Annotated in this window: 29 protein-coding genes; 20 read left to right on the top strand and 9 right to left on the bottom strand. The window is 65.9% G+C overall.

What is annotated here, in order from left to right:
* Positions 1 to 27: 27 nt before the first annotated feature.
* The 4 genes from ACWA14_RS11860 to ACWA14_RS11845 form a co-directional block, all read right to left on the bottom strand.
* Positions 28 to 210, bottom strand: coding sequence for a hypothetical protein (locus ACWA14_RS11860; RefSeq protein WP_463793728.1), 183 nt, complete (start codon positions 208 to 210; stop codon positions 28 to 30).
* Position 211: 1 nt separating this feature from the next.
* Positions 212 to 541, bottom strand: coding sequence for a hypothetical protein (locus ACWA14_RS11855; protein ID WP_463793726.1), 330 nt, complete (start codon positions 539 to 541; stop codon positions 212 to 214).
* A 655-nt stretch (positions 542 to 1,196) separates the two neighbouring features.
* Entirely contained in the window at positions 1,197 to 1,346 is a 150-nt protein-coding gene (locus tag ACWA14_RS11850; RefSeq protein WP_463793725.1) for a hypothetical protein, read from the bottom strand.
* An 11-nt stretch (positions 1,347 to 1,357) separates the two neighbouring features.
* Positions 1,358 to 1,816 (bottom strand): hypothetical protein, encoded by a 459-nt coding sequence (locus ACWA14_RS11845; protein WP_463793723.1) that lies wholly within the window; start codon positions 1,814 to 1,816, stop codon positions 1,358 to 1,360.
* Between the two features lie 49 nt (positions 1,817 to 1,865).
* Between ACWA14_RS11845 and ACWA14_RS11840 the strand changes: the two genes are divergently transcribed.
* From ACWA14_RS11840 to ACWA14_RS11830, 3 genes are all read left to right on the top strand, one after another.
* Complete coding sequence (locus ACWA14_RS11840) at positions 1,866 to 2,093, top strand: DUF3039 domain-containing protein (RefSeq protein WP_463793722.1); 228 nt, start codon at positions 1,866 to 1,868, stop codon at positions 2,091 to 2,093.
* On the top strand, positions 2,090 to 2,344 hold the full coding sequence (locus ACWA14_RS11835; protein ID WP_463793720.1) for a hypothetical protein: 255 nt from the start codon (positions 2,090 to 2,092) through the stop codon (positions 2,342 to 2,344). Before ACWA14_RS11840 ends, ACWA14_RS11835 begins: the two co-directional genes overlap by 4 nt.
* A gap of 237 nt (positions 2,345 to 2,581) precedes the next feature.
* A complete protein-coding gene (locus tag ACWA14_RS11830; protein WP_463793718.1) occupies positions 2,582 to 2,740 on the top strand; it encodes a hypothetical protein in 159 nt (52 codons plus the stop codon).
* Between the two features lie 318 nt (positions 2,741 to 3,058).
* Here the strand turns inward: ACWA14_RS11830 and ACWA14_RS11825 are convergent, their stop codons facing one another.
* The 5 genes from ACWA14_RS11825 to ACWA14_RS11805 form a co-directional block, all read right to left on the bottom strand.
* Positions 3,059 to 3,292: a transcriptional regulator gene (locus ACWA14_RS11825; protein ID WP_463793716.1), complete on the bottom strand. Its 234-nt coding sequence runs from the start codon at positions 3,290 to 3,292 to the stop codon at positions 3,059 to 3,061.
* A 597-nt stretch (positions 3,293 to 3,889) separates the two neighbouring features.
* Positions 3,890 to 4,465 (bottom strand): hypothetical protein, encoded by a 576-nt coding sequence (locus ACWA14_RS11820; protein WP_463793715.1) that lies wholly within the window; start codon positions 4,463 to 4,465, stop codon positions 3,890 to 3,892.
* Positions 4,466 to 4,521: 56 nt separating this feature from the next.
* Positions 4,522 to 5,076, bottom strand: a complete 555-nt coding sequence (locus ACWA14_RS11815; RefSeq protein ID WP_463793713.1) for a hypothetical protein — start codon at positions 5,074 to 5,076, stop codon at positions 4,522 to 4,524.
* Positions 5,077 to 5,112: 36 nt separating this feature from the next.
* A complete protein-coding gene (locus tag ACWA14_RS11810; protein ID WP_463793710.1) occupies positions 5,113 to 5,397 on the bottom strand; it encodes a hypothetical protein in 285 nt (94 codons plus the stop codon).
* Entirely contained in the window at positions 5,394 to 5,768 is a 375-nt protein-coding gene (locus ACWA14_RS11805; protein WP_463793708.1) for a hypothetical protein, read from the bottom strand. The genes ACWA14_RS11810 and ACWA14_RS11805 overlap by 4 nt, the downstream gene beginning before the upstream one ends.
* 413 nt (positions 5,769 to 6,181) lie before the next feature.
* On the opposite strand from ACWA14_RS11805, the gene ACWA14_RS11800 reads away from it, so the two are divergent.
* The 17 genes from ACWA14_RS11800 to ACWA14_RS11720 all read left to right on the top strand — a co-directional run bounded on the left by ACWA14_RS11800 (position 6,182) and on the right by ACWA14_RS11720 (position 17,888).
* Positions 6,182 to 6,754 carry a hypothetical protein gene (locus ACWA14_RS11800; RefSeq protein ID WP_463793706.1) on the top strand — a complete coding sequence of 191 codons (573 nt, stop codon included), beginning with the start codon at positions 6,182 to 6,184 and terminating at the stop codon, positions 6,752 to 6,754.
* 36 nt (positions 6,755 to 6,790) lie between these two features.
* The gene (locus tag ACWA14_RS11795; RefSeq protein ID WP_463793704.1) at positions 6,791 to 7,072 is read left to right on the top strand and encodes a hypothetical protein; all 282 of its coding nucleotides are present in this window, start codon (positions 6,791 to 6,793) and stop codon (positions 7,070 to 7,072) included.
* A gap of 69 nt (positions 7,073 to 7,141) precedes the next feature.
* Complete coding sequence (locus ACWA14_RS11790; RefSeq protein WP_463793701.1) at positions 7,142 to 7,639, top strand: phage terminase small subunit; 498 nt, start codon at positions 7,142 to 7,144, stop codon at positions 7,637 to 7,639.
* Between the two features lie 3 nt (positions 7,640 to 7,642).
* Entirely contained in the window at positions 7,643 to 9,397 is a 1,755-nt protein-coding gene (locus ACWA14_RS11785; protein WP_463793699.1) for a terminase TerL endonuclease subunit, read from the top strand.
* Positions 9,398 to 9,419: 22 nt separating this feature from the next.
* A complete protein-coding gene (locus tag ACWA14_RS11780) occupies positions 9,420 to 10,853 on the top strand; it encodes a hypothetical protein (protein ID WP_463793696.1) in 1,434 nt (477 codons plus the stop codon).
* Positions 10,840 to 11,925, top strand: a complete 1,086-nt coding sequence (locus ACWA14_RS11775) for a hypothetical protein (RefSeq protein WP_463793693.1) — start codon at positions 10,840 to 10,842, stop codon at positions 11,923 to 11,925. Before ACWA14_RS11780 ends, ACWA14_RS11775 begins: the two co-directional genes overlap by 14 nt.
* Positions 11,926 to 11,988: 63 nt before the next feature.
* Positions 11,989 to 12,771 (top strand): hypothetical protein, encoded by a 783-nt coding sequence (locus ACWA14_RS11770; protein ID WP_463793691.1) that lies wholly within the window; start codon positions 11,989 to 11,991, stop codon positions 12,769 to 12,771.
* A 13-nt stretch (positions 12,772 to 12,784) separates the two neighbouring features.
* On the top strand, positions 12,785 to 13,225 hold the full coding sequence (locus ACWA14_RS11765) for a hypothetical protein (protein WP_463793690.1): 441 nt from the start codon (positions 12,785 to 12,787) through the stop codon (positions 13,223 to 13,225).
* Positions 13,226 to 13,228: 3 nt separating this feature from the next.
* Positions 13,229 to 14,224 carry a major capsid protein gene (locus ACWA14_RS11760; RefSeq protein WP_463793687.1) on the top strand — a complete coding sequence of 332 codons (996 nt, stop codon included), beginning with the start codon at positions 13,229 to 13,231 and terminating at the stop codon, positions 14,222 to 14,224.
* Positions 14,225 to 14,289: 65 nt separating this feature from the next.
* Complete coding sequence (locus ACWA14_RS11755) at positions 14,290 to 14,763, top strand: hypothetical protein (protein ID WP_463793684.1); 474 nt, start codon at positions 14,290 to 14,292, stop codon at positions 14,761 to 14,763.
* A 4-nt stretch (positions 14,764 to 14,767) separates the two neighbouring features.
* A complete protein-coding gene (locus ACWA14_RS11750) occupies positions 14,768 to 15,172 on the top strand; it encodes a hypothetical protein (RefSeq protein ID WP_463793680.1) in 405 nt (134 codons plus the stop codon).
* On the top strand, positions 15,172 to 15,522 hold the full coding sequence (locus ACWA14_RS11745; RefSeq protein ID WP_463793678.1) for a hypothetical protein: 351 nt from the start codon (positions 15,172 to 15,174) through the stop codon (positions 15,520 to 15,522). Before ACWA14_RS11750 ends, ACWA14_RS11745 begins: the two co-directional genes overlap by 1 nt.
* Before the next feature lie 4 nt (positions 15,523 to 15,526).
* Positions 15,527 to 15,865: a DUF5403 family protein gene (locus tag ACWA14_RS11740; protein ID WP_463793676.1), complete on the top strand. Its 339-nt coding sequence runs from the start codon at positions 15,527 to 15,529 to the stop codon at positions 15,863 to 15,865.
* A complete protein-coding gene (locus tag ACWA14_RS11735; protein WP_463793673.1) occupies positions 15,865 to 16,290 on the top strand; it encodes a hypothetical protein in 426 nt (141 codons plus the stop codon). Before ACWA14_RS11740 ends, ACWA14_RS11735 begins: the two co-directional genes overlap by 1 nt.
* Before the next feature lie 48 nt (positions 16,291 to 16,338).
* Entirely contained in the window at positions 16,339 to 16,926 is a 588-nt protein-coding gene (locus ACWA14_RS11730) for a phage tail tube protein (protein ID WP_463793670.1), read from the top strand.
* Positions 16,927 to 17,016: 90 nt separating this feature from the next.
* Positions 17,017 to 17,505, top strand: a complete 489-nt coding sequence (locus ACWA14_RS11725; protein WP_463793668.1) for a hypothetical protein — start codon at positions 17,017 to 17,019, stop codon at positions 17,503 to 17,505.
* Between the two features lie 104 nt (positions 17,506 to 17,609).
* On the top strand, positions 17,610 to 17,888 hold the full coding sequence (locus ACWA14_RS11720; protein WP_463793666.1) for a hypothetical protein: 279 nt from the start codon (positions 17,610 to 17,612) through the stop codon (positions 17,886 to 17,888).
* Positions 17,889 to 17,893 lie beyond the last annotated feature (5 nt).

Raw genomic sequence — 17,893 nt, 5'->3', positions numbered from 1 at the left:
ATGTGCTTCCTCTCGCGTGGGCGAAGATCACTTCTTGTGCGATGACGTGTCCTGGCCGGCCTGGTGGTGGATCTTGTCCGCTGCGTTCTTCAGCGCGTCTTCGATGGTGCTCGTGATCTCGTTGATCTTGTTCTCGACCGCGTTGACGGACTTGTCCGCCACGTCCTTCGCGCCTTCAGCTGACTTCTTGATGCTGTCCCCGGCAGTCATTTCAGATTTCCTCTCTCCGGCCCGTCAATGTGCGATGTGTTGCAGACGCTACGCGTCGGACCGGAGGAGGCGTCAGGCCGAAAGTCCTATGGGATTCGCTGAGGTGAGCCTCGCCTTGGGTGCTATGCGGGGTTGGCGGGTTGACCGCCACGAGGAAGATCGCCGTCCAGTGGCACAGGAAGGCCATCAGGGCGACCGGCGTCATCATCGCCGCGTTCGCCGCGAAGCAGCCCACGACGTACATCAGCGCGCCGAAGCCGAGCAGCAGATGCAGCGGCACGAAGAGCCGGCGCGGCGCGGTTGTCCGCAGCGTCCTCTTCGGTACGCTCAATGCCTCCAGCGAGCACCGTGCTGACTGCCCGACTTTGGCCGTTCTGCACATTCATCAGACGTACTGACGCGATGGTGGCTCAATCGGTCGAGCGGGCAGCACCGGTGTTCGCGAAACCGCCGTCAAGAACGGAACGGCGGGTCGGTGCGGGCTCGGTCCTTCACGGGTGGTCTGGCCTCTGCCTCGCCGCCATCATTTACTGGGCACACGGGGTTTATCAACACACCCTAGGTCGGAGCACAAGCTGAGGGTAGAGCTTGCCGCGAAACGCCGCGCTGTGGTAGCCGAGATCGCACGACTGCTCGAGAAGTTCCCTTGTCCAGGGTGTGGGAAGTCATTCAAGGTGAACGAGCGGTTTCGCATCCCGAAGCACGAGCGGCACGACGCGCTCTGTTCCGGTTCGTTGCTTGCCATCGGATGGTTCCCGGACGGACTCGCGGCTGTGCCGTACGAGCGTTACGACGACCACGAATCTGTCGAGGCGAGGGCGCTTCTCAGGCGCACGCTGTCGCCTGCAGCTGCATCCGAGCGTCGGTCCACGAGTGTTGTGGCGACCGCCCGGCGCCCGGTAACACCGTCTCAGGTGGATTGCCGGGCTCCAAGCGCTAGGTCACACCGCAAGGTGGGGCGCCCGATCGGGCGCCCCACGCCTCGACTATCCCTTGTCGGATTCGGTGAAACGAATAACCTCGTCGGGCTTCGTTGGACCACCCGTACCGAGGATCGTGCCACCTTCGATCGTCCGCTCGAATCCCTGTTCGTCGGCAGAGTCGTCGAGCCATTCAGGCTTGTTCTCATTCCCCATCTTTCACCCCCTCAGAGCATAGATACGGCCGCGAAAGCGACCACCAGACTCGACCCAAGCAGTACGAGGCCCACTCGCACCATCCCGAGACGGTAGGCGAGGCGCTTCTCCTGCCTTTGGATGAAGCTGACGTACTGCCGCGATAGGTATAGCGAGGCGTCGAAATCGTCACGCATGAGCAGTTCGTCACGCGTGTATTCCGCTCGGATCTCGTCGATGGCGATCGGGAACAGTGCCGCGATTCCGAAGCCCACTGCGGTAACGCACAGGACCATTGCCAGCATGAACATTCCTGTCGGCCGGCCGACCAAGAGCCCAGTGACGATCGAGGCGGAAGCGATGAGCACGCCGGCACGCGACTCAGCCGAGGCGAGCCGCCGCGACTGAAACTCCATGCGCCGGTTGAGTTCGGAGAACGCCAGCTCGTACTGGTGCTGCTTCTGCTCGAACGTCGGTTTGCCACTTCCCATATCCGAACCCTACTTGCCCGCACTCGAATACGAATAGCTAAGGAGAATCATGACGACAGACATGCTCGAAGAGCTGCGAGAGATCACCACGACCAGTGACGGGGACCACGACAAGTTCGCGCACTACTTCCCGAAGAAGGCGCTGGACGCCGCAATGTTCGAAGGGAAGGTACCCACAGCGATGTGCGGCAAGAAGGTGCCGCGACCGTTCAACGGCATCGATGGGCGCACGGTCTGCCCGACGTGCAAAGAGTTGCACGAAGGGCTGGCCGAGTGACCCGCCGCGACTACATCCGCACCGACGAGCTGGCCGACGCCGCCGTCCGCATCGTTGATCTACCGAAGCTGTTCAACGTGAGCCGCTTCACCATCGACGACTGGATCACGAAGGACGCAATCTGCACCTTCGACTACCCCGCGTGGGACGGCGTCGGCCGGCCCCCGATGGCCGTCCGATGGGGCGACCTGCCGATCAAGAAGCCCGGCACGACACGATGGCACCGACGCCAGGACCAGAAGAAGTCCTGATAGTCTCTCTAGGGTTGGACCCGTCCATACCCCACACCCTCGGATCACACGTCCGGGGGTTTTTTGTACCCTCCCAGCATGTCGGTCGACGAGAGTCCCGGCTGGCCTGGTTCTGAGGGTCGCCGCCACCCAAGCGGCAATCGCGCACCCACCGGGGCGCCCAACAGAAAACGCTCGAGCCACGTCAGGGTGAGGCGAGCAACATATTCCCTTCGAAAAACACCCGCGGGAGGTGCAATGAGCACCCCAACCGAGCAATTCACCGAGCCGGCACCGGCAGCGCCCGAGTACCCCTGCCTCGAATGCGACGAGCGCTACGGAAGCCCGAACGCCGCCCGCCGATGCGAACTCGACGACGTCGCCGCCGATCGCGCCGCACGCCGCGGCCGAGGCTGACGATGGCCTGGTCAACGAGTGACAGGAAGTCGCAACTTCCCGCCGACTGGCCCGCACGGTGCAAGTTCGTGCTCGACCGCGACGGCCACCGTTGCCAGCACGTCCGCTTCGACACCGGCCGCAAATGCGGCGCCTACGCGAACCAATGCGACCACAAGAACCAGGAACGGTCCTGGGACCACTCGACCACGAACCTGCAAGCGCTCTGCGAGTACCACCACGGCGTGAAGAGCTCGTCGGAAGGTGGACGCGCGGCGTCAGCTCGCCGGAAAGCCGCAAAGAAGCGTCGGCACCCGGGTCTGCTCCCGTAGCTGCAATCTAGGAGCTCTTCGGTGCTGCAAGATCCGTCCGCGCACCACGTCCCGGCCGCTTCGACCACCAGGCGTCGATCGTCGCTTCGGACCATCCGCCGTTCGGGCCGATGCGCACGTCCGGCTCCGGCATCCGCCCCTTCGACGCGTACTGACGGATCGTCACAGCTTCGATGCTCGCATCGTGCCGGCGACGCAAATAGGCCGCGATCTCGGTCGGCCCCATGTACTCGACGGTCATGCTTGCAATCATCCCACGGGCAGTAGAATCGCTCATGGTTCCTTCCCTTCGGTTGGATTCCAAGCCCCGGCTCTGTTTCACCCTGCATCGCAGGTCGAGCCGGGGCATCTTCGTGTTACCAGTCCTGCAATTCGCCCGGGTCGACGACGTCGAACATCGCAACTTCCCCGGCGACCGCCGGTCGACGTTCCCCGCGCGGCCACCGCACCCCCTCGAGGGGATGCAACTTCCGCTCGTACTCCGGTGCGGGCGCGTAGGGCTGCAATAGACCTTCCAGCGATGCAATCTCCCCGGCCATCTAGAACAGAGCTCCTGCAATGGGGGAGAGCGGCGCATCGATGATCGGCGCAACACCCGCCGGCATGACGACGTGCACGCCGGCGGTGAACGCGTCGCCGAGCACCCGCGCCGACGTGGATGTCGCAACTTCGACCCATTCCCCGTTGACGGCCCGCCACAGGGTCTTCCGTCTACGGTTCGCACCGAACCACGGCTCAAGGCGCAACAGGCTCTCAAACGTCTGCCCGTACCGCGTGCACGGCTTCCCCGTGAACAGGCACTCAGCCGTGCAACCGACCGGCGTGATGCAAGTACCCATCAGAAGACCTCGCCCCACACCTCAGCCGAAGCAACTTCGGTCGCCGCGGGGGCTTGCTGCTCCCAGTCGCCGAACGGTGCAACGTCCGGTGCCGTCGCGTTCGCGATGATCGTGTGCACCTGCTGACGCGACAGACCGACCGACCGTGCAATCGCAACCTTCGTCGCACCCTTCGACGCCGCGTCGAGAATGAGCGCGTCGCGTTCAAGCGTCAGACGACGCAACATGTCGAGCTGGTCGAGTGCCCGGTCTGCCGAGTCCTCCCATGCAATCTGCTCCCGCTCCTCAGCGGCCCGCGCACGCCATTCCGTGAGCGTGATCCGTTCCGTGCCCCAATGCTCCACCCACCACTGACGAAACTCAGTCGTGACGATTCCGCGCACCATGTGCGCCGCGCCATAGAACGCGGCCTGTTCCGTCGTCAGCCCGCGCGACGTCGCGCGTGCAAGATAGGCGGCCGCGCGCGGCGTGTTCTGAAACAGGTACGTGACCCCGCCCGTGTGGTCATAGAACCGTGCAAGTTCCCCCGCCACGTACTCGGCCCATGCTTCGAAATCGTCCCGGTAGATGCTCACGATGTCTTCCCTTCGGTGCCCGGGTGCTTCACTTCCCGGGATGATGCAAGTAGGTGTCAGATGTCGACGACGGCCGCGAGAGCGTCGCCGGATGCCGCGAGGACCGCGACATAGGCGCGCACGTCGCGAGCTTCGGGATGCCCTTCCACGTGGACACCGCCGGGCACGTGCGGGCGTCCCGGGATGATGAGCGCATCTCGCACATGGGCGACGATGTCCGCATCGGTCAAGCTGTCAGTGTCGACGCCCGCGCGCTGATCCGCGACTACCTCCCGAACCGCTTCGGACAGGTCAGCCATCATCGGCACGACGGCGTAGCCGCGCCCATCGATCCAAACGGCGTCGGCGCCGTCGACCTCTCCGGCGCTGAAATCGTCGCTCATCGTGTAGTCAGCGACGCCCGGGTGTCCGTCCCATTCCGGGCGCGAGATGAGCGTAGAGCAGCGCTCCACGGTGTCGCCGACCTCTCCCGCGTACTCGGTGAGAATGTTCCCGTCGAGCGTCGCCGCATACGGCGTAAACCCGTCTTCCCAGGTGAATATACGCATGGTCCGATTCCCTTCGATTCTGCAAGGCGCTTCCCGCCTTGCCCTGTCCCGCGCTCCCGTCATGATCGGGAGCCGCCTACGCGGTGCGCGGGGATGCTTTCACGCGCTGACCTCTCCGGCGCGGACGATGGTCCCGCGTTCGGTGAACACGTGCCCGCAAACGATGCTGAGGGTATCCATGCTGACCCGCTGCGCGGCCGTGCGCGCCGTCTCAGCGTCTTCCATCGTCGCGTGTGGCCCGCTGACCTGCCCGCTGTTGACCCCGCCGACGCGGTAGACGTAGAACCCCGTCACGTACCCGTGGCGGTCACGCCCCGGGAACGTCGCCGCGATGGTTGCGAGCTCTCCCGCGCGATCACCTACGCGCAGGGCCGGAAACGTCATGCCGTCCACCGCCCGGCGATAAAGTTCACCCGGTTGACGGCGTCGAGCGCCGCGGCCGTGTCCTGCTCCGGCGTCGGGTCGACCCGCTCCGCCCGATTGATCGTGTCCACGTAGGCCAGGTTGTCGCCGTACACAGCCTTGATGACGTAGGAGACGAGCACAGTTTCATCTGAGGCCACGAAAGTCTGACGCTCGACCCAATAGGCGGAGAAGTCGCCCGGCTTGCCCGATACCGCGACATGCTCCACCGGCCGGCCGATCAGGGTAGCGCCGAAGTGACGCATTTCGCCGGGCCCGAAGTGACGCCCTTCGTATCCGGCCGCGGCCTGTGCGTCGTGCACTGTCGTGATGAGTCGTTGCCACTGAGGCATGCGCTTAGCCTGTGCGAGCGTCCGGCGTGTGGTGTCCGTGGTTGGCATGGTCCCTATCCCTGTGTTCGTGCAACGGCGTGTGCCTGTCGCTGTGTCTTCGGTTGGTGTCGGTGCTTCACTTCCGACACACATGACATTACTCACGTCCGTTACCAATGTCAAGCCCGATTGCCCTACGTCTGGCACCCGACATGCCAGCCCTGCCAGCACCGAGGACACACACCATCTGTCGCCTCACTTGACACCACATCGCGCCCGACACACGCCGACTGTCAACCGACGCGACACCCCCGGGCACCCACCCCCTGCCCCCGGTCTCTCACCGCCCGCAAGCGTTCTGCCTCTCGCGGTGCGCGCGGGTCTGGGGGGTCGCGATCCGGCCATGAGGCGGAGGCGCCGGGTACTCTTCGATCATGCAGATTCAGTTCGACCCCTTCGCTTCGGTCATCGCCGTCATCGCGCTGGTTGTCTCTGGACTCGCCTATAGAGCTGCGAAGCGTGCACCCCATGAGGATCGTGTGCGATCGAACCGAGATGCCGTCCGAGATGCTCTGCGCGAAGCGTTCGAACCCCTCTTCCGGCCGATTCTCGCCGTCGCGAACGGCTTGCCTGTCGACGGCATACCCGACAGCGTCGAGCGGATGCGCTCCGTCCTCGCCGAGTTGGGCCCGCGTCTGCCCGAGCAAGGCGAACTCGCCAAGCTCTATTCATCCGTCTCTCGCGCTATCAATCGATGGGAAGAAGTCCTTCACCTTGGAAGGATGCACGACGCTGCACTCGACGAGTTGGACGCGGTTGAAGCTCGAGCCAGCCACTCGGAAGACCCGGGGCGGCGCAAGCGTGAAGCCCGGGCGAATGTCGATCGTGCCAAGAGCGCACTCGACGCGGCCCGCGTCTCACTGCGGGACGTGCTGATTCTCGTTCGTGACGGAAGCCTCGCCTACACGTCCAAGGTCGACGCCGACGATCGGCGTCTCGCGCAGTAGCTCGTCCCTCCTGCGGCCGAGCCAGAAAGGCCGCAGATGTCTGAAACCCCTCTCGAGCGCCTCGGTGCGGCGATCGCCGCCTTCATGGAAGAGGCCGAGTCCTTTCCGCCGGGTGCCCTGATGACCGGCTTCGTTGTCGTCGCGACTCACTCGAGAGTTCAGTCCGACGACCCTCAGGCGCTTCCCCTGGTCACGGGCACGCAGTACGCGATCGGCCCGGAGACGTCGATGACCGGCGCATGGGGAATGGCTCGCTTCCTGGATGCCGTCATCGAGCGAGCGACCTGGAACATGCTCGGCGAGCCGCAAGACGAGTAGCTCGCAACCACATCATCACCGTCCGGTGACCGTTTCGGTCCCGGCTTCCGTTTCGGGAGAGGCACGCACATGGCTGGCAATGGTCCGGCGCCGAAGGCATCGCGCTCACGTAGCCGCGACACCCCTTCGCGCGAAGTAATCAAGTCCGACGGGCGCATCGGCGGATTCCCGCTGCCCAACGACGTGCTTCCGCGCGTCGAGAAGAAGGACGAAGACCCCGACTACTGGGAGGGCGAGGCGCAGCGCGAGGAGTGGCATCCGCAGACCGTGCGGTGGTGGCAGAACTGGCGTGAGTCCCCTCAGGCCGTGAAGATGCTCACCGCTCCCGACTGGGACTACCTGCTCGACACCGCTCTGCTGCATCACCAGATGTGGATGAGCGGCGGGAAGAACTCGGAGCGTGCCGCGGAGATCCGTCTCCGCGTCGCGACGTTCGGTGCGACGGTCGCTGACCGCCTCCGCCTCCGCCTCGAGATCGAGGTTCCCGAGGAATATTCGGTGGGCAACGCGAAGAACTCGAACGTGACCAGCATCGACGATCGCCGCTCGCGGCTGGCGAACGAGTAGCTGATGCCCCGGCGACTTCTACGCGCGAAGGGGCATGACAGGAAGCGTTCGCTCGGATGGCTCGCCACGTGGTGGATCGAGACGTTCGTCGTCCACGGCCGTGGCGGTGCGCAGGGAATGCGCATCCAGTACGGCGACGAGTACACCGGCTTCATCGTCGACTGCTACGCGCACGACGCCGCCGGTAAGCGGTTCTACAACTCCGCCTTCTTCTCGCGCCCCAAGGGCACCGACAAGTCGGGCCTCGCCGCCGCGCTCGTGCTCTTCGAAGCGTTCGGCCCCGCCCGGTTCGACGGGTGGGCGAAGGGCGGCGAGACCTACGAGTTCCTCGGCCAGACGTACACGTACACCAAGGGCGAGCCGATGGGGAAGCCTGTCCGCGGCCCGGTCGTCAAGATCATGGCGACGGAAGAGGGCCAGACCGGCAACGTCTTCGACAACGTCTACTACAACCTGACCGACGAGAACGCCCCGCTCTACGCGCTGAAGGCTGTCTACGGCGTCGACCCCGGCAAGACTCGCGTGCTGATCCCTCACAACGGTGGATCGATCACGCCGTCGACCGCCGGCGCGGCATCGAAGGACGGTGGCCTCGAGACCTTCGCGGTCTTCGACGAGACCCACCTGTACGAGACGCCCACACTGCGCTCGATGTACGACACCGTGGTCCGCAACCTGTCGAAGCGACGCAAGGAAGGCTCGTGGTTCATCGAGACCACGACGATGTACGAGCCCGGCGCCGAGTCGGTCGCTGAGGACACGTACTTCCTGGCCGACCAGATGGAAGAGGGCAAGGCACGCCGCCCGCGTCTGCTGTTCGATCACCGGTGGGCGAACGTCGAGTCGCTCGACAAGATCAAGGTGCCGGACGACACAAAGCGTGGCGGACAGCGCGTCGAGACCGAAGACGAGTACTACGAGCGCCTCCGAAACGCGTTCTTCGAGTCCTTCGGCGACGCGATCGCGTGGAACGACCCCGAGGGCATGCTGGACGACCTGTTCGACCCGCGCCGCTCCGAGGAAGACACCATGCGGTACTTCTTCAACGCGGTCGTGGCCGGCAAGCACGCCTGGTTGAAGCTCAACGAGTGGTCGAAGATCGGGCTGCAAGCTCGCCTCGCCGATGCGCGGGAGAAGGGCGTCAAGCTCGGCTTCCGCCCGCCGGCGCGCGGCGACAAGATCGCGCTCGGCTTCGACGGATCGTTCAACTCCGACGCGACGGTGCTCATCGCGTGCCGCATCGACGACGGATACGTCTTCCCGATCGGCATCTGGGAAGCGCCCGACTCGAAAGAGGCGAAGCACTGGCACGTCGACCACCAAGAGGTCGAGGCGGTGCTCGACGCCACCTTCAAGAAGTTCAGGGTCGTCGCGTTCCTGGCCGACCCGCCGCTGTGGCGTGACTACGTCGACCGCTGGGAGACGAAGTACGGCGCTGAGCTCCTCGTGCGCGCCACCGAGGCGAAGCCGATCTCATTCGAGACGGCGCAGCACACGGTCATGGCGAAAGTCGTCGAGCGCACCGAGACGGCCGTCAAGTCTGGCGAGCTGTTCCACGGCAACCACAAGGTGCTGACCCGCCACGTGCTCAACGCGAGCAGGTGGAAGCGATCTGCCGGCGACGTCATCGGCAAGGACCGCAAGGGGTCGTCGAAAAAGATGGACGCCGCGGTCGGCATGTGCCTCGCGGTCGAGGGCCGAGCTCGGTACAAGAAGCAGTTCAAGAAGCGGACGGGCACGGCTCGCCGAGTCCGGTAATCCCGGGGAAATGAGGTGGATAGTGCTGACAGATGCCGGTATCCCCGACTCTGATGACTGGTGGCTCGTCCGCCTGGCGAATCGCCTCGGCGAAGGTCTGCCGCGGATGAAGAAGCTGAGCACGTATCGCGATGGCGATGCGCTGCTCCCGACGGACACGTGGGACTCGGCGACGAGTGAGCAGTACTGGCGGTTCTGCCGCCGCTCGCGCCTGCACGTCGCCGAGACTCTCCGCGATGCCCGCACTGACCGTCAGGAAGTGGTCGCGTTCCGAACGTCCGCTCAGGGCGACGAGAACGGCGACATGGTCGCTCAGGCGATCTGGGACCGCTCGCGCATGGCGATGCAGTCGGTGCCGCTGTTCAACGATGTCGGAGACTTCGGACGCGCGTACATCACGACGACGCCCGACCCTCGAGGCAAGGCGCTGTGGCAGATCGCCAACGAGTGGACGACGATCAGCGAGCAAGACCCCCGGTTCCCGTGGGTCACGCGCGCCGCGATCAACGTCGGCTACAACGCGATCCTCCGCACCGAGGAAGTAACTCTGTTCCGCCCCGGCTACTACCGCGTCGCCTACCGGTCGACTTCGGTGCCCACGCTGCCCTCCGACGGCACCGTGTGGAGCGTCACGTCGGACTGGACGTGGGTCTCCGGGCCCATTCGCACCGGCACGATCGACGAGAGTCTCGTCACGCCGCTCGCGACTCCCGACGGGTACGGCATCTACGAGAAGCACCTGGACACGCTCGACCGCATCAACGAGATCACGCTGAACGCGCTGACCCTCATCGTCATGCAGTCCTTCCGCCAGCGCGCCGTCATGGCGGATCTCGACGACGTCTACCCCGAGGATCATCCGAAGGCCGGCGAGGCAATCGACTACGACGAAGTGTTCCGCACCGGCCCCGCGGCCCTGTGGACGCTCCCGTCGAGCGCGAAGATGTGGGAGTCCGCCGCCACCGACGTGCGCCCCATCTATGAGGCGCGCAAAGACGAGCTGAAAGACCTCTGCACGATCACCCGCACGCCGATGAGTCTCTTCGACTCGTCGAACGCGAACCAGTCTGCTCTCGGGTCGCAGATCTCCCATCAGCCGCTCGTCAACGCTGTCAACCGCATGAACCGCGTCACTGGTGTCTCGCTCGCTCAGGCGATGTCCCAGTCCCTCCGCATCGAGGGGGAGACGTCGCGTGCCGAGTTCACGCAGATCCAGGTCGAGTTCGCGAAGGTCAACCCGGCCACGCTCGCGGAGAAGGCCGAAGCCGCGCCGAAGTTCAAGGCAGGCGGTGCACCCCAGGCGTACATCGACGCGGAAGTGTTCGAGATGACGCCCCAGGAACGCCGCACCGCGGCGACCGACCGCACCGAAGACGCCTTCAACGCCGCGCTCGCACTCGCGGGCACCCCCGCGGAGGCGGCGGCGGTGACAGGAGCGAACCGTGGCGACGACTGAGGACATCCGCTACGAGCATCTCGTCTCGACCTACGCCGCCCAACAGGCGACGATCGTCGAAGCGCTCCTCCGGATGCTCCTTGGTATCTGGCTCCCCTTCACGTGGTGGGGTCGACCGGACATGGTGAACGCCGCGGCCGCGGCATCCGCCGTGCAGGTCGACATCGCCTCGCGACGGGCGCGCCGGCTGTCCCGGGCGTTCATGCTCCGCCAGCTCGCGATGATCGACGCGATGCCGGACTCGCTCCCGCCCATCGTCGACACCTACGAGCGCGGCGGATCACTGACCGTCGAGGTCTACCGACGCCCCGCGCGCCAGCTCGAGCACAAGATCCGGAAGCTCCACACGGATGCCAAGACTGGAGTGCTCGACTGGCCGGACCGCGTGTCCGACGAAGAGTGGAAGACGTTCGAGGACCGGCTCACGTCGCTCGTCAACGACGACATCGCCGCCACCGCGCGCGATGAGGCCCAGAAGGTCATGTGGGCGGCGCCGAAGGTCATCGGCTACCGCCGCGTCATCCACCCGGAGTTCTCGAAGACCGGCACATGCGGTCTCTGCATCGTCGCGGCCTCGCGCTTCTACCGGAAGTCCGAGCTGATGCCGCTGCACGACCTGTGCAAGTGCACCATCTCACCGATGACGGCCGAACGAGACCTCGGTCTGCGTCTGAACGACGCCGACCTGGCCCGCATCTACGACGCCGCCGGCTCCACGTACGCCGAAGACCTCAAGCGGATCACGGTGCAGGTGCGCGAGCATGGCGAGCTCGGTCCGATCCTCACCCGCAAGGGCGACGCGTTCCGCACGCTGGCGAAGGTCAATCGCGACTCGAAGCGAAAGACGTTCACGCACTTCAAGCGGATGACCGCCGATGATCAGCGCCGCATGTGGCAAGCGCAGCTCGCCACCGCCGAGCGCGGCATCCGCATCCTCCGCGACGCGAAAGAACTCGGCACCAACCTCGGCGACATCACCGGCGGCAACAAGCCGGTCGCCGTGAAAGACATCGACAAGGCCATCGAGTGGTACAGAACGCTCATCGCGCGCGCCACATCGAACCTCGGCTGACCCCACGACCTCCCACCCCGATCCGGGGCGGGTTCCACCTTCCGATTCGGAGGCTCATCCACCATGTCCGCACACCAGCCCACCCGCATCCTCGGTCCCCAGTTCGCTCCGTCCTGGCACCGACCGCAGTTCCGCTACATCGACCCGGTTCCGGGCGCTGAGGCAGCGACGACACCCGGTTCGGGTGAGGTCGACTTCCTGCCGGCCGACGACCAGCTCTCCGACGAGGAGTTCCTCGCCAAGCGGGGCTTCCCGCGGGGCGTGAAGCGCGACGACATGCCGGTGGAGCAGCAGCTCACCTCACTCCGCTACGAAGCCCGGAAGTGGCAGTACCTCCGCGATGCCGACAAGCGCACTGTCTCGCAGTACGCGCAGTTCGGCACCGTCGAAGAGCTGCAAAACGCCCGGGACGTCGCGGAGCGGGCGCGTCTCGACGCTCTCGGCGACAACGAGCGGGCCATGGAAGAGGCGAAGTCCGCCGCGCGTGCAGAGGGCATCGCCGAGGGCAAGAGCACACACCTGGCCTCGGGGGTGCGCGGGATGCTTCTCGCGCTCACCAAGGGCGCGGATGAGTCCTTCGAAGAGGCGACGGCCCGCGTGGACGCCGCGATCGGATTCGCTGATCTGACGAAGTTCATCGGCGACAACGGAGAACTGGACGCCGCAAAGGTCCAGACGTTCGCACAGTCCACCGGTTCGGCGGGCGGCAACGGTCCTCAGTCGAGCTGGGGTGAGCGCTTCAACCAGGACCACCAGGGGCGCCTCACTCCTGCACCCGGGGCGACCGGTTCGGTCGCAGCCTTGGAGCAGGCCATCTACGACGCCAAGAAACCCCACACCGCCTAAGGAGGCACACACAATGTCTGATTTCCAGATCCAGACCCGTGCGACCGGCGTGAAGCAGGACACCCGTTGGCGCACGTCGTCCCACGGTGAAGACGCTGCACGACCCGGCCAGCTCGACGTCAGCGCGTTCACCTCGGGAACGCACTACAACATCCCCGGCCAGGACAAGAACACGATCCCCTCGGGGGTCGCGGTCGCGAAGCTCGCCAACGGCCTGTACGGCCCGTACAGCGCCACCGCCGGAGCCGACGACAGCGACCCGCGTCGCACCCTCGCCGGCTACATCAACGACAACGAGGGCATCGTGCTCGGGGACACCCCGTCCACGGCCAAGCCGACGTTCGCCCGCCTCGTGCACGGCATCGTCAAGCCCTCGCTCCTGCCCATCGCCGCTCAGCGCACGACCGTGAAGACGGCGAAGACGAGCGTCTCGATCACCCACGTGGAGGACTGACACATGGCGTTCTCGAAGAACTACCGCACCCCCGCGCAGCTCACGGCCTACGCCCGCGCTGCTTTCCGCCTTCACGTCGAGTCGTTCGCGATCGCGGGTCTGCTGCCTCTCGAGGCGTCCCCGACGCTGAACTACTCGGTGAGCGTCGGCAAGTCTGTGCTCCCGTCCGCGGCCTCGTTCCGCAGCTGGAACACCGAGTCCGAGGTCGGCGAGCTCGGCGGCGGTCAGACCGCTGAGGGCAAGCTGCCCCCGATCTCGATCCGCATCCCGGTCGACGAGCACCAGCAGCTCTCGATGATGGGGCTCGAGGACGCGATCGGCGCGGCGTTCGAACGTCGCGCCGAGCGCACCGCTCAGGCGGTCGGCTCGCGTCTCGTGCTCGCCGGCGTCGAGGCCATCGTGGACGGTCGCGTGACCATCCAGGAGCGCGAGATGAACATCGTCATCGACTTCGGTCGCAAGGCGGCACAGTCCGGCACCGCGCCCACCCTGTGGGCCGCGGCCGGCGCTGACCCGGTCGCTGACCTCGATGGCATGCGTGCCGTCATGGGCAAGGGCATCTCGTCGGTCATCATGTCCCGCGCGATCCTCTCGATGCTCCAGACGAACGTGGAGATCATCAAGCTCGTCACGCAGCGCGGAAGCGACCTGCCCTCTCGCGTCAGCGAGGAGGACGTGCGGTCGGTGCTCCGCGACTGGGGCTACGGCGAGGTCCGCGTCAACGAGCAGACGATCGTCAACCGCCTCGGCGTGGAGCAGTCGCTCTTCCCGGCGGACCGCATCGTCATGCTCTCCGGCTCGCAGTTCGGAAACACCCTGACCGGTGTGACCGCTGAGGCATGGGCACCGGAGAACGGCATCAGCCGCGCCGAAGCCGCCGGCCTGTTCTCGGGTGCGACGCACACGCACGACCCCGAGGGCTACAACGTGCTCGTCTCGGCGATCGCGCTTCCCGTCGTGCAGTCGCCCGACAACACCGCGTCCCTCAAGGTCGCGTAACCCATCCGGTCGCTGTGGGGCGGTTCCTTCGGGAGCCGCCCCATTCCCGTTCAAGGAGAACGCCCATGAGCAAGAAGCAGAACATCCTCAACGCCCACGTCGCTCGACTCGTCGGAGGCCTGCTCGTCTCGGCCGGCCCGGGCGACGTCGCACCCGACTGGGTGACGAACACCGCGCTCTTCGAGTCCGCTCCCGAGCCCGGCGAGCCCACAAAGACCCCCGTCGTCGCGGCGACGCCCGCGTCGACCCCGAAGCCCGAGCCGTCCGGCGACCCCGTCGAGAAGGACGACCTCTCCGACCTCGGCATCGCCGAGCTTCGTGACATCGCCGGCACCCTCGAGGTCGCGAAGGCCGGCTCCAAGGCCGAGATCGCGGCGCGCATCCGTGCGCACCGCGCCGCGTCCGCAGCCAAGGCGGCTGACACCGGAGACGCTGACCGCGACGAGCTGATCGAGAAGGCCACGGCGCACGGCATCCCCGACGCCGGCGACCTGACCGACGACGAGCTGCTCGCCGCGATCGAGTCCGCAGGGGAGTGATCGGATGACGATGCTCCCCGAAGTGAAGCCCGACGCGATCCCGAAGTACAGCACGGTCGATCTCGCCGAGCTCGACGACGAGTACATCGAGGGAAAACTCGGTGAGGTAGTCGACGAGATCAAGGGCCGCTGGGGGAGCATCGTCTCCAATCGTCTCGAGGCGGGCACGCTCACCCTCCGCCTATACGAAGCGGTCGTCGTCCGCGTCGCCGCCCGCGTCTTCGGCAACGAGGACGGATTCCGCAAGGAGAACGAAGGCCAGTACGGATATGAGCGAGAAGCCCTCGCCGCATCCGGCTACATCTGGTTCAGCGACATCGACGAGCGCTCACTCACCGGGCGCGTCGCGAAGAAGACGTCTGGCCGCGCCGGCACCGCCACGGTCGCCCGGCAGAGGGGATGGCCCTGATGTCGCTCCTCACCCGACGCGCGCCGCACACCGTCGAGGTCCAGAACCGCTCCATGACGCGCAACGAGCGCGGCTTGCAGGTCATGGCGAACGTCGGGTCGCTCATCCCCGTGAAGTGCATGGTCGAGCCCGTTCGCGACTGGTCATCCTCCGAAGAGGTCGAGACCCTCGGCCTTCAGGTCGTCGACCTCGCCATCATCCGCTCGAAACTCTGGCCCGGCGACGTGAACTCGCATGTCATCTGGGACGGCGCTCTGTACGAGACCGTCGGCGCACCGCAGAAGCACTCCGCTTCGCGCCGAACCGGACACCACCGAGTCACCGTCAAGTGGCTCAAGAACCTGGGGTGATCGCATGTCCGCATTCGTGAACAAGGACGCTGGCACGCAGGCCGCGATCATCGCAGGGGGTTCGCGGGAGATGGACGACGCCGCGAACCGCGGTCTCCGCACCGTCCGAAGCGTCGCCGCGGCGCACCGCCAGACGGGCGCCTACATGGAACAGCTCAGCGTCATCACCGCCCCCGGTATCAGCGGAAACGGACGCCGGGTCAGCGACCGTCTCATCGTCTCCGACGACCCCGGCTCCCCGGCAATCGAGTGGGGCCACATGGTCCGGCACAAGAACGCCCGTCGGGTGAGCTGGGTGCCCGGCCAGCACATCATGGGCCGCGCTCTGAAAATGATGAGCTGATGGGCCGCTTCGACGTGTCCCTGCTGGACAACGATCAGCTCTTCAACACGCTCGTGCGCGAGATCACTCCGCCCGAAGCGACCGTCGCGGGCGACCTCGATATCGGCTCCTTCGCCGAAATCCCGTTCGTGACGCACTTCTCCCTCACTTCACAGGAGGGCAACGCGAACGGCCTGTGGGCCGTGACGCTCACCCTGAACATCTTCGCCGAGCCCGAGACCGCTTGGGATCTCGTCTCCGCCGTCTACAAGGGCGTCTGGGGATGGGAAGACCCGACGAAGGGCATCGTGCCCGGGGTCGGCGCTGTCGAGTCCATCGACGAAGAGATCTCCGCTTTCTCCCGGGTCGGTGGGCAAGCGCAGATGGAGAACAAGGTCGTGATCCAGTACACGGGGTCATGGCGAATCACCGCCCGCAACCACTAGTCCTTCTGCGCCCCTCGGGGCGGGTCTGCACACCCACCAGGAGGAACCGTGTCCGTTGACGCAACCAAACTCGTAATCCCCGGGCACGGAACCGTGTTCCACGCCCCGGCCAACACCAAGCCCCCGGCAACGCCGCTCACGGCGTTCAACCTTCAGGCCGATGGCCCCACGCCGTGGAAGAACCTCGGTCACACGTCGAAGCAGAACACCATCGCCTTCACGAAGGAGGGTGGCGAGAAGGAACAGCTCGACACGTTCCTCGCCGACGGCGTGCGCACCACGACCAGCTCCACCCAGTGGGGCGTCACCGTCGCGGCGCTGCAGTTCGACGAGACCACCCTGGACCTCGCGTTCAACGGTGACTTCGACGCAAGCACCGGCGGCTACACCGTGGCCTCGCCGCGCCCCATCTCGGCGGCGCTCTTCCTCTACTTCCAGGACACGACCGGTTCGGTCGGCTTCTGGATTCCGAACACGGAGGTCTCCCTCGGAGACGCGCCGTCCGTCGACACCGCGCAGTTCCTTGAGCTGCCGCTCAGCGTGTCGATTCTGTCTGCGAGCAACGCCATCATCCCGTCCGTCGAGGGCCGTGCTGGCGTGTTCCAGATCTTCAAGACCGGGCTCGCCGCGGCGTAGCCCCCACAACCGTCCCCCTGGGTGCAGAGCCGCAGACCCGCCCAGGGGGACGTTCCCTCATTGGTCTGCAACGCATGAAAGAGGTCTGCCATGACTACTCCCAAGACTCAGCCGCAGGATCGCCGCGCCAAGGCCACCAAGCCCGCCGCGAAGACCGCATCCAACACGCCTGCCGAGAAGCCGGCGCTGACTCCGTCGGAGCAGCTCGACGCCGAGATGGAAGCGCGCGAGATCCGCGAGGCGCTGCTCGTCGACCTGCCGCCGCTCCGCCCCGCCTTCCGCTTCCGTCTGCGCCACAAGAACGCGTTCGACAACCTCGTGCTCGACGCCGTGAAGTCCGGCGCGTTCGACAGCGACAGCGACGGCCCGCTCGAGTTCGACACCTCGAAGCCGCAGGACATCGAGCGCCTTCAGAAGCTCAACGACTTCGTCGCGTCGATCGACGAGTGGGCGGAGTCGATCGCCGAAGACCCCGAGGCGTACGCCGTGTGGTCGGAGGGCAAGGACCAGGAGACGTTCATGGCCCTCTTCGGCACTTACCAGGATGCACTGGGGGAATCCAAGAGCTCCGCGAGCTGATCGACGAACTCGACACTCACGGAGCTCTACGCGCCGACCTGGCCCAGTTCTACAGCGGTCTGAACATCGATCACGTGTGGGAGGGCAAGCAGCCCGCTCGGCACGTGATCTACCTCACTCACCATCTCGTGCTGAACCCCCACTCCCGCGTCTACGCGATCCGTGGGGGGTCACCCGAGCTGCAGGGGTGGGATGCGGCGACGGTCGTCGCGGTCCGCACCTACAACCTCCTCGCCGCCGTCGTCCAGGGCTTGTCCAAGGGCGAGCCGGACCCGGGTCTCTTCATCGAGTACCCCGGCGCCGAGAAGGAGCCGACCACGTTCGAGCCGAAGACGCTCGCCGAGCTGTTCTCCGGACCGCTCGAGAAATTCCTAACTGAATAGAGGTG

Source organism: Microbacterium sp. TW_SC_2, assembly GCF_055361165.1.
Note: the sequence above shows the minus strand (reverse complement) of the source record. Positions and strands in the feature narration are given on the sequence as shown.

Coding starts and splice junctions, on each gene's coding strand:
- ACWA14_RS11860 (WP_463793728.1), bottom strand. CDS start 210: ATGACTGCCGGGGACAGCATCAAGAAGTCAGCTGAAGGCGCGAAGGAC.
- ACWA14_RS11850 (WP_463793725.1), bottom strand. CDS start 1,346: ATGGGGAATGAGAACAAGCCTGAATGGCTCGACGACTCTGCCGACGAA.
- ACWA14_RS11845 (WP_463793723.1), bottom strand. CDS start 1,816: ATGGGAAGTGGCAAACCGACGTTCGAGCAGAAGCAGCACCAGTACGAG.
- ACWA14_RS11840 (WP_463793722.1), top strand. CDS start 1,866: ATGACGACAGACATGCTCGAAGAGCTGCGAGAGATCACCACGACCAGT.
- ACWA14_RS11830 (WP_463793718.1), top strand. CDS start 2,582: ATGAGCACCCCAACCGAGCAATTCACCGAGCCGGCACCGGCAGCGCCC.
- ACWA14_RS11825 (WP_463793716.1), bottom strand. CDS start 3,292: ATGACCGTCGAGTACATGGGGCCGACCGAGATCGCGGCCTATTTGCGT.
- ACWA14_RS11815 (WP_463793713.1), bottom strand. CDS start 5,076: ATGACGGGAGCGCGGGACAGGGCAAGGCGGGAAGCGCCTTGCAGAATC.
- ACWA14_RS11810 (WP_463793710.1), bottom strand. CDS start 5,397: ATGACGTTTCCGGCCCTGCGCGTAGGTGATCGCGCGGGAGAGCTCGCA.
- ACWA14_RS11805 (WP_463793708.1), bottom strand. CDS start 5,768: ATGCCTCAGTGGCAACGACTCATCACGACAGTGCACGACGCACAGGCC.
- ACWA14_RS11800 (WP_463793706.1), top strand. CDS start 6,182: ATGCAGATTCAGTTCGACCCCTTCGCTTCGGTCATCGCCGTCATCGCG.
- ACWA14_RS11795 (WP_463793704.1), top strand. CDS start 6,791: ATGTCTGAAACCCCTCTCGAGCGCCTCGGTGCGGCGATCGCCGCCTTC.
- ACWA14_RS11790 (WP_463793701.1), top strand. CDS start 7,142: ATGGCTGGCAATGGTCCGGCGCCGAAGGCATCGCGCTCACGTAGCCGC.
- ACWA14_RS11785 (WP_463793699.1), top strand. CDS start 7,643: ATGCCCCGGCGACTTCTACGCGCGAAGGGGCATGACAGGAAGCGTTCG.
- ACWA14_RS11770 (WP_463793691.1), top strand. CDS start 11,989: ATGTCCGCACACCAGCCCACCCGCATCCTCGGTCCCCAGTTCGCTCCG.
- ACWA14_RS11765 (WP_463793690.1), top strand. CDS start 12,785: ATGTCTGATTTCCAGATCCAGACCCGTGCGACCGGCGTGAAGCAGGAC.
- ACWA14_RS11760 (WP_463793687.1), top strand. CDS start 13,229: ATGGCGTTCTCGAAGAACTACCGCACCCCCGCGCAGCTCACGGCCTAC.
- ACWA14_RS11755 (WP_463793684.1), top strand. CDS start 14,290: ATGAGCAAGAAGCAGAACATCCTCAACGCCCACGTCGCTCGACTCGTC.
- ACWA14_RS11750 (WP_463793680.1), top strand. CDS start 14,768: ATGACGATGCTCCCCGAAGTGAAGCCCGACGCGATCCCGAAGTACAGC.
- ACWA14_RS11745 (WP_463793678.1), top strand. CDS start 15,172: ATGTCGCTCCTCACCCGACGCGCGCCGCACACCGTCGAGGTCCAGAAC.
- ACWA14_RS11740 (WP_463793676.1), top strand. CDS start 15,527: ATGTCCGCATTCGTGAACAAGGACGCTGGCACGCAGGCCGCGATCATC.
- ACWA14_RS11735 (WP_463793673.1), top strand. CDS start 15,865: ATGGGCCGCTTCGACGTGTCCCTGCTGGACAACGATCAGCTCTTCAAC.
- ACWA14_RS11725 (WP_463793668.1), top strand. CDS start 17,017: ATGACTACTCCCAAGACTCAGCCGCAGGATCGCCGCGCCAAGGCCACC.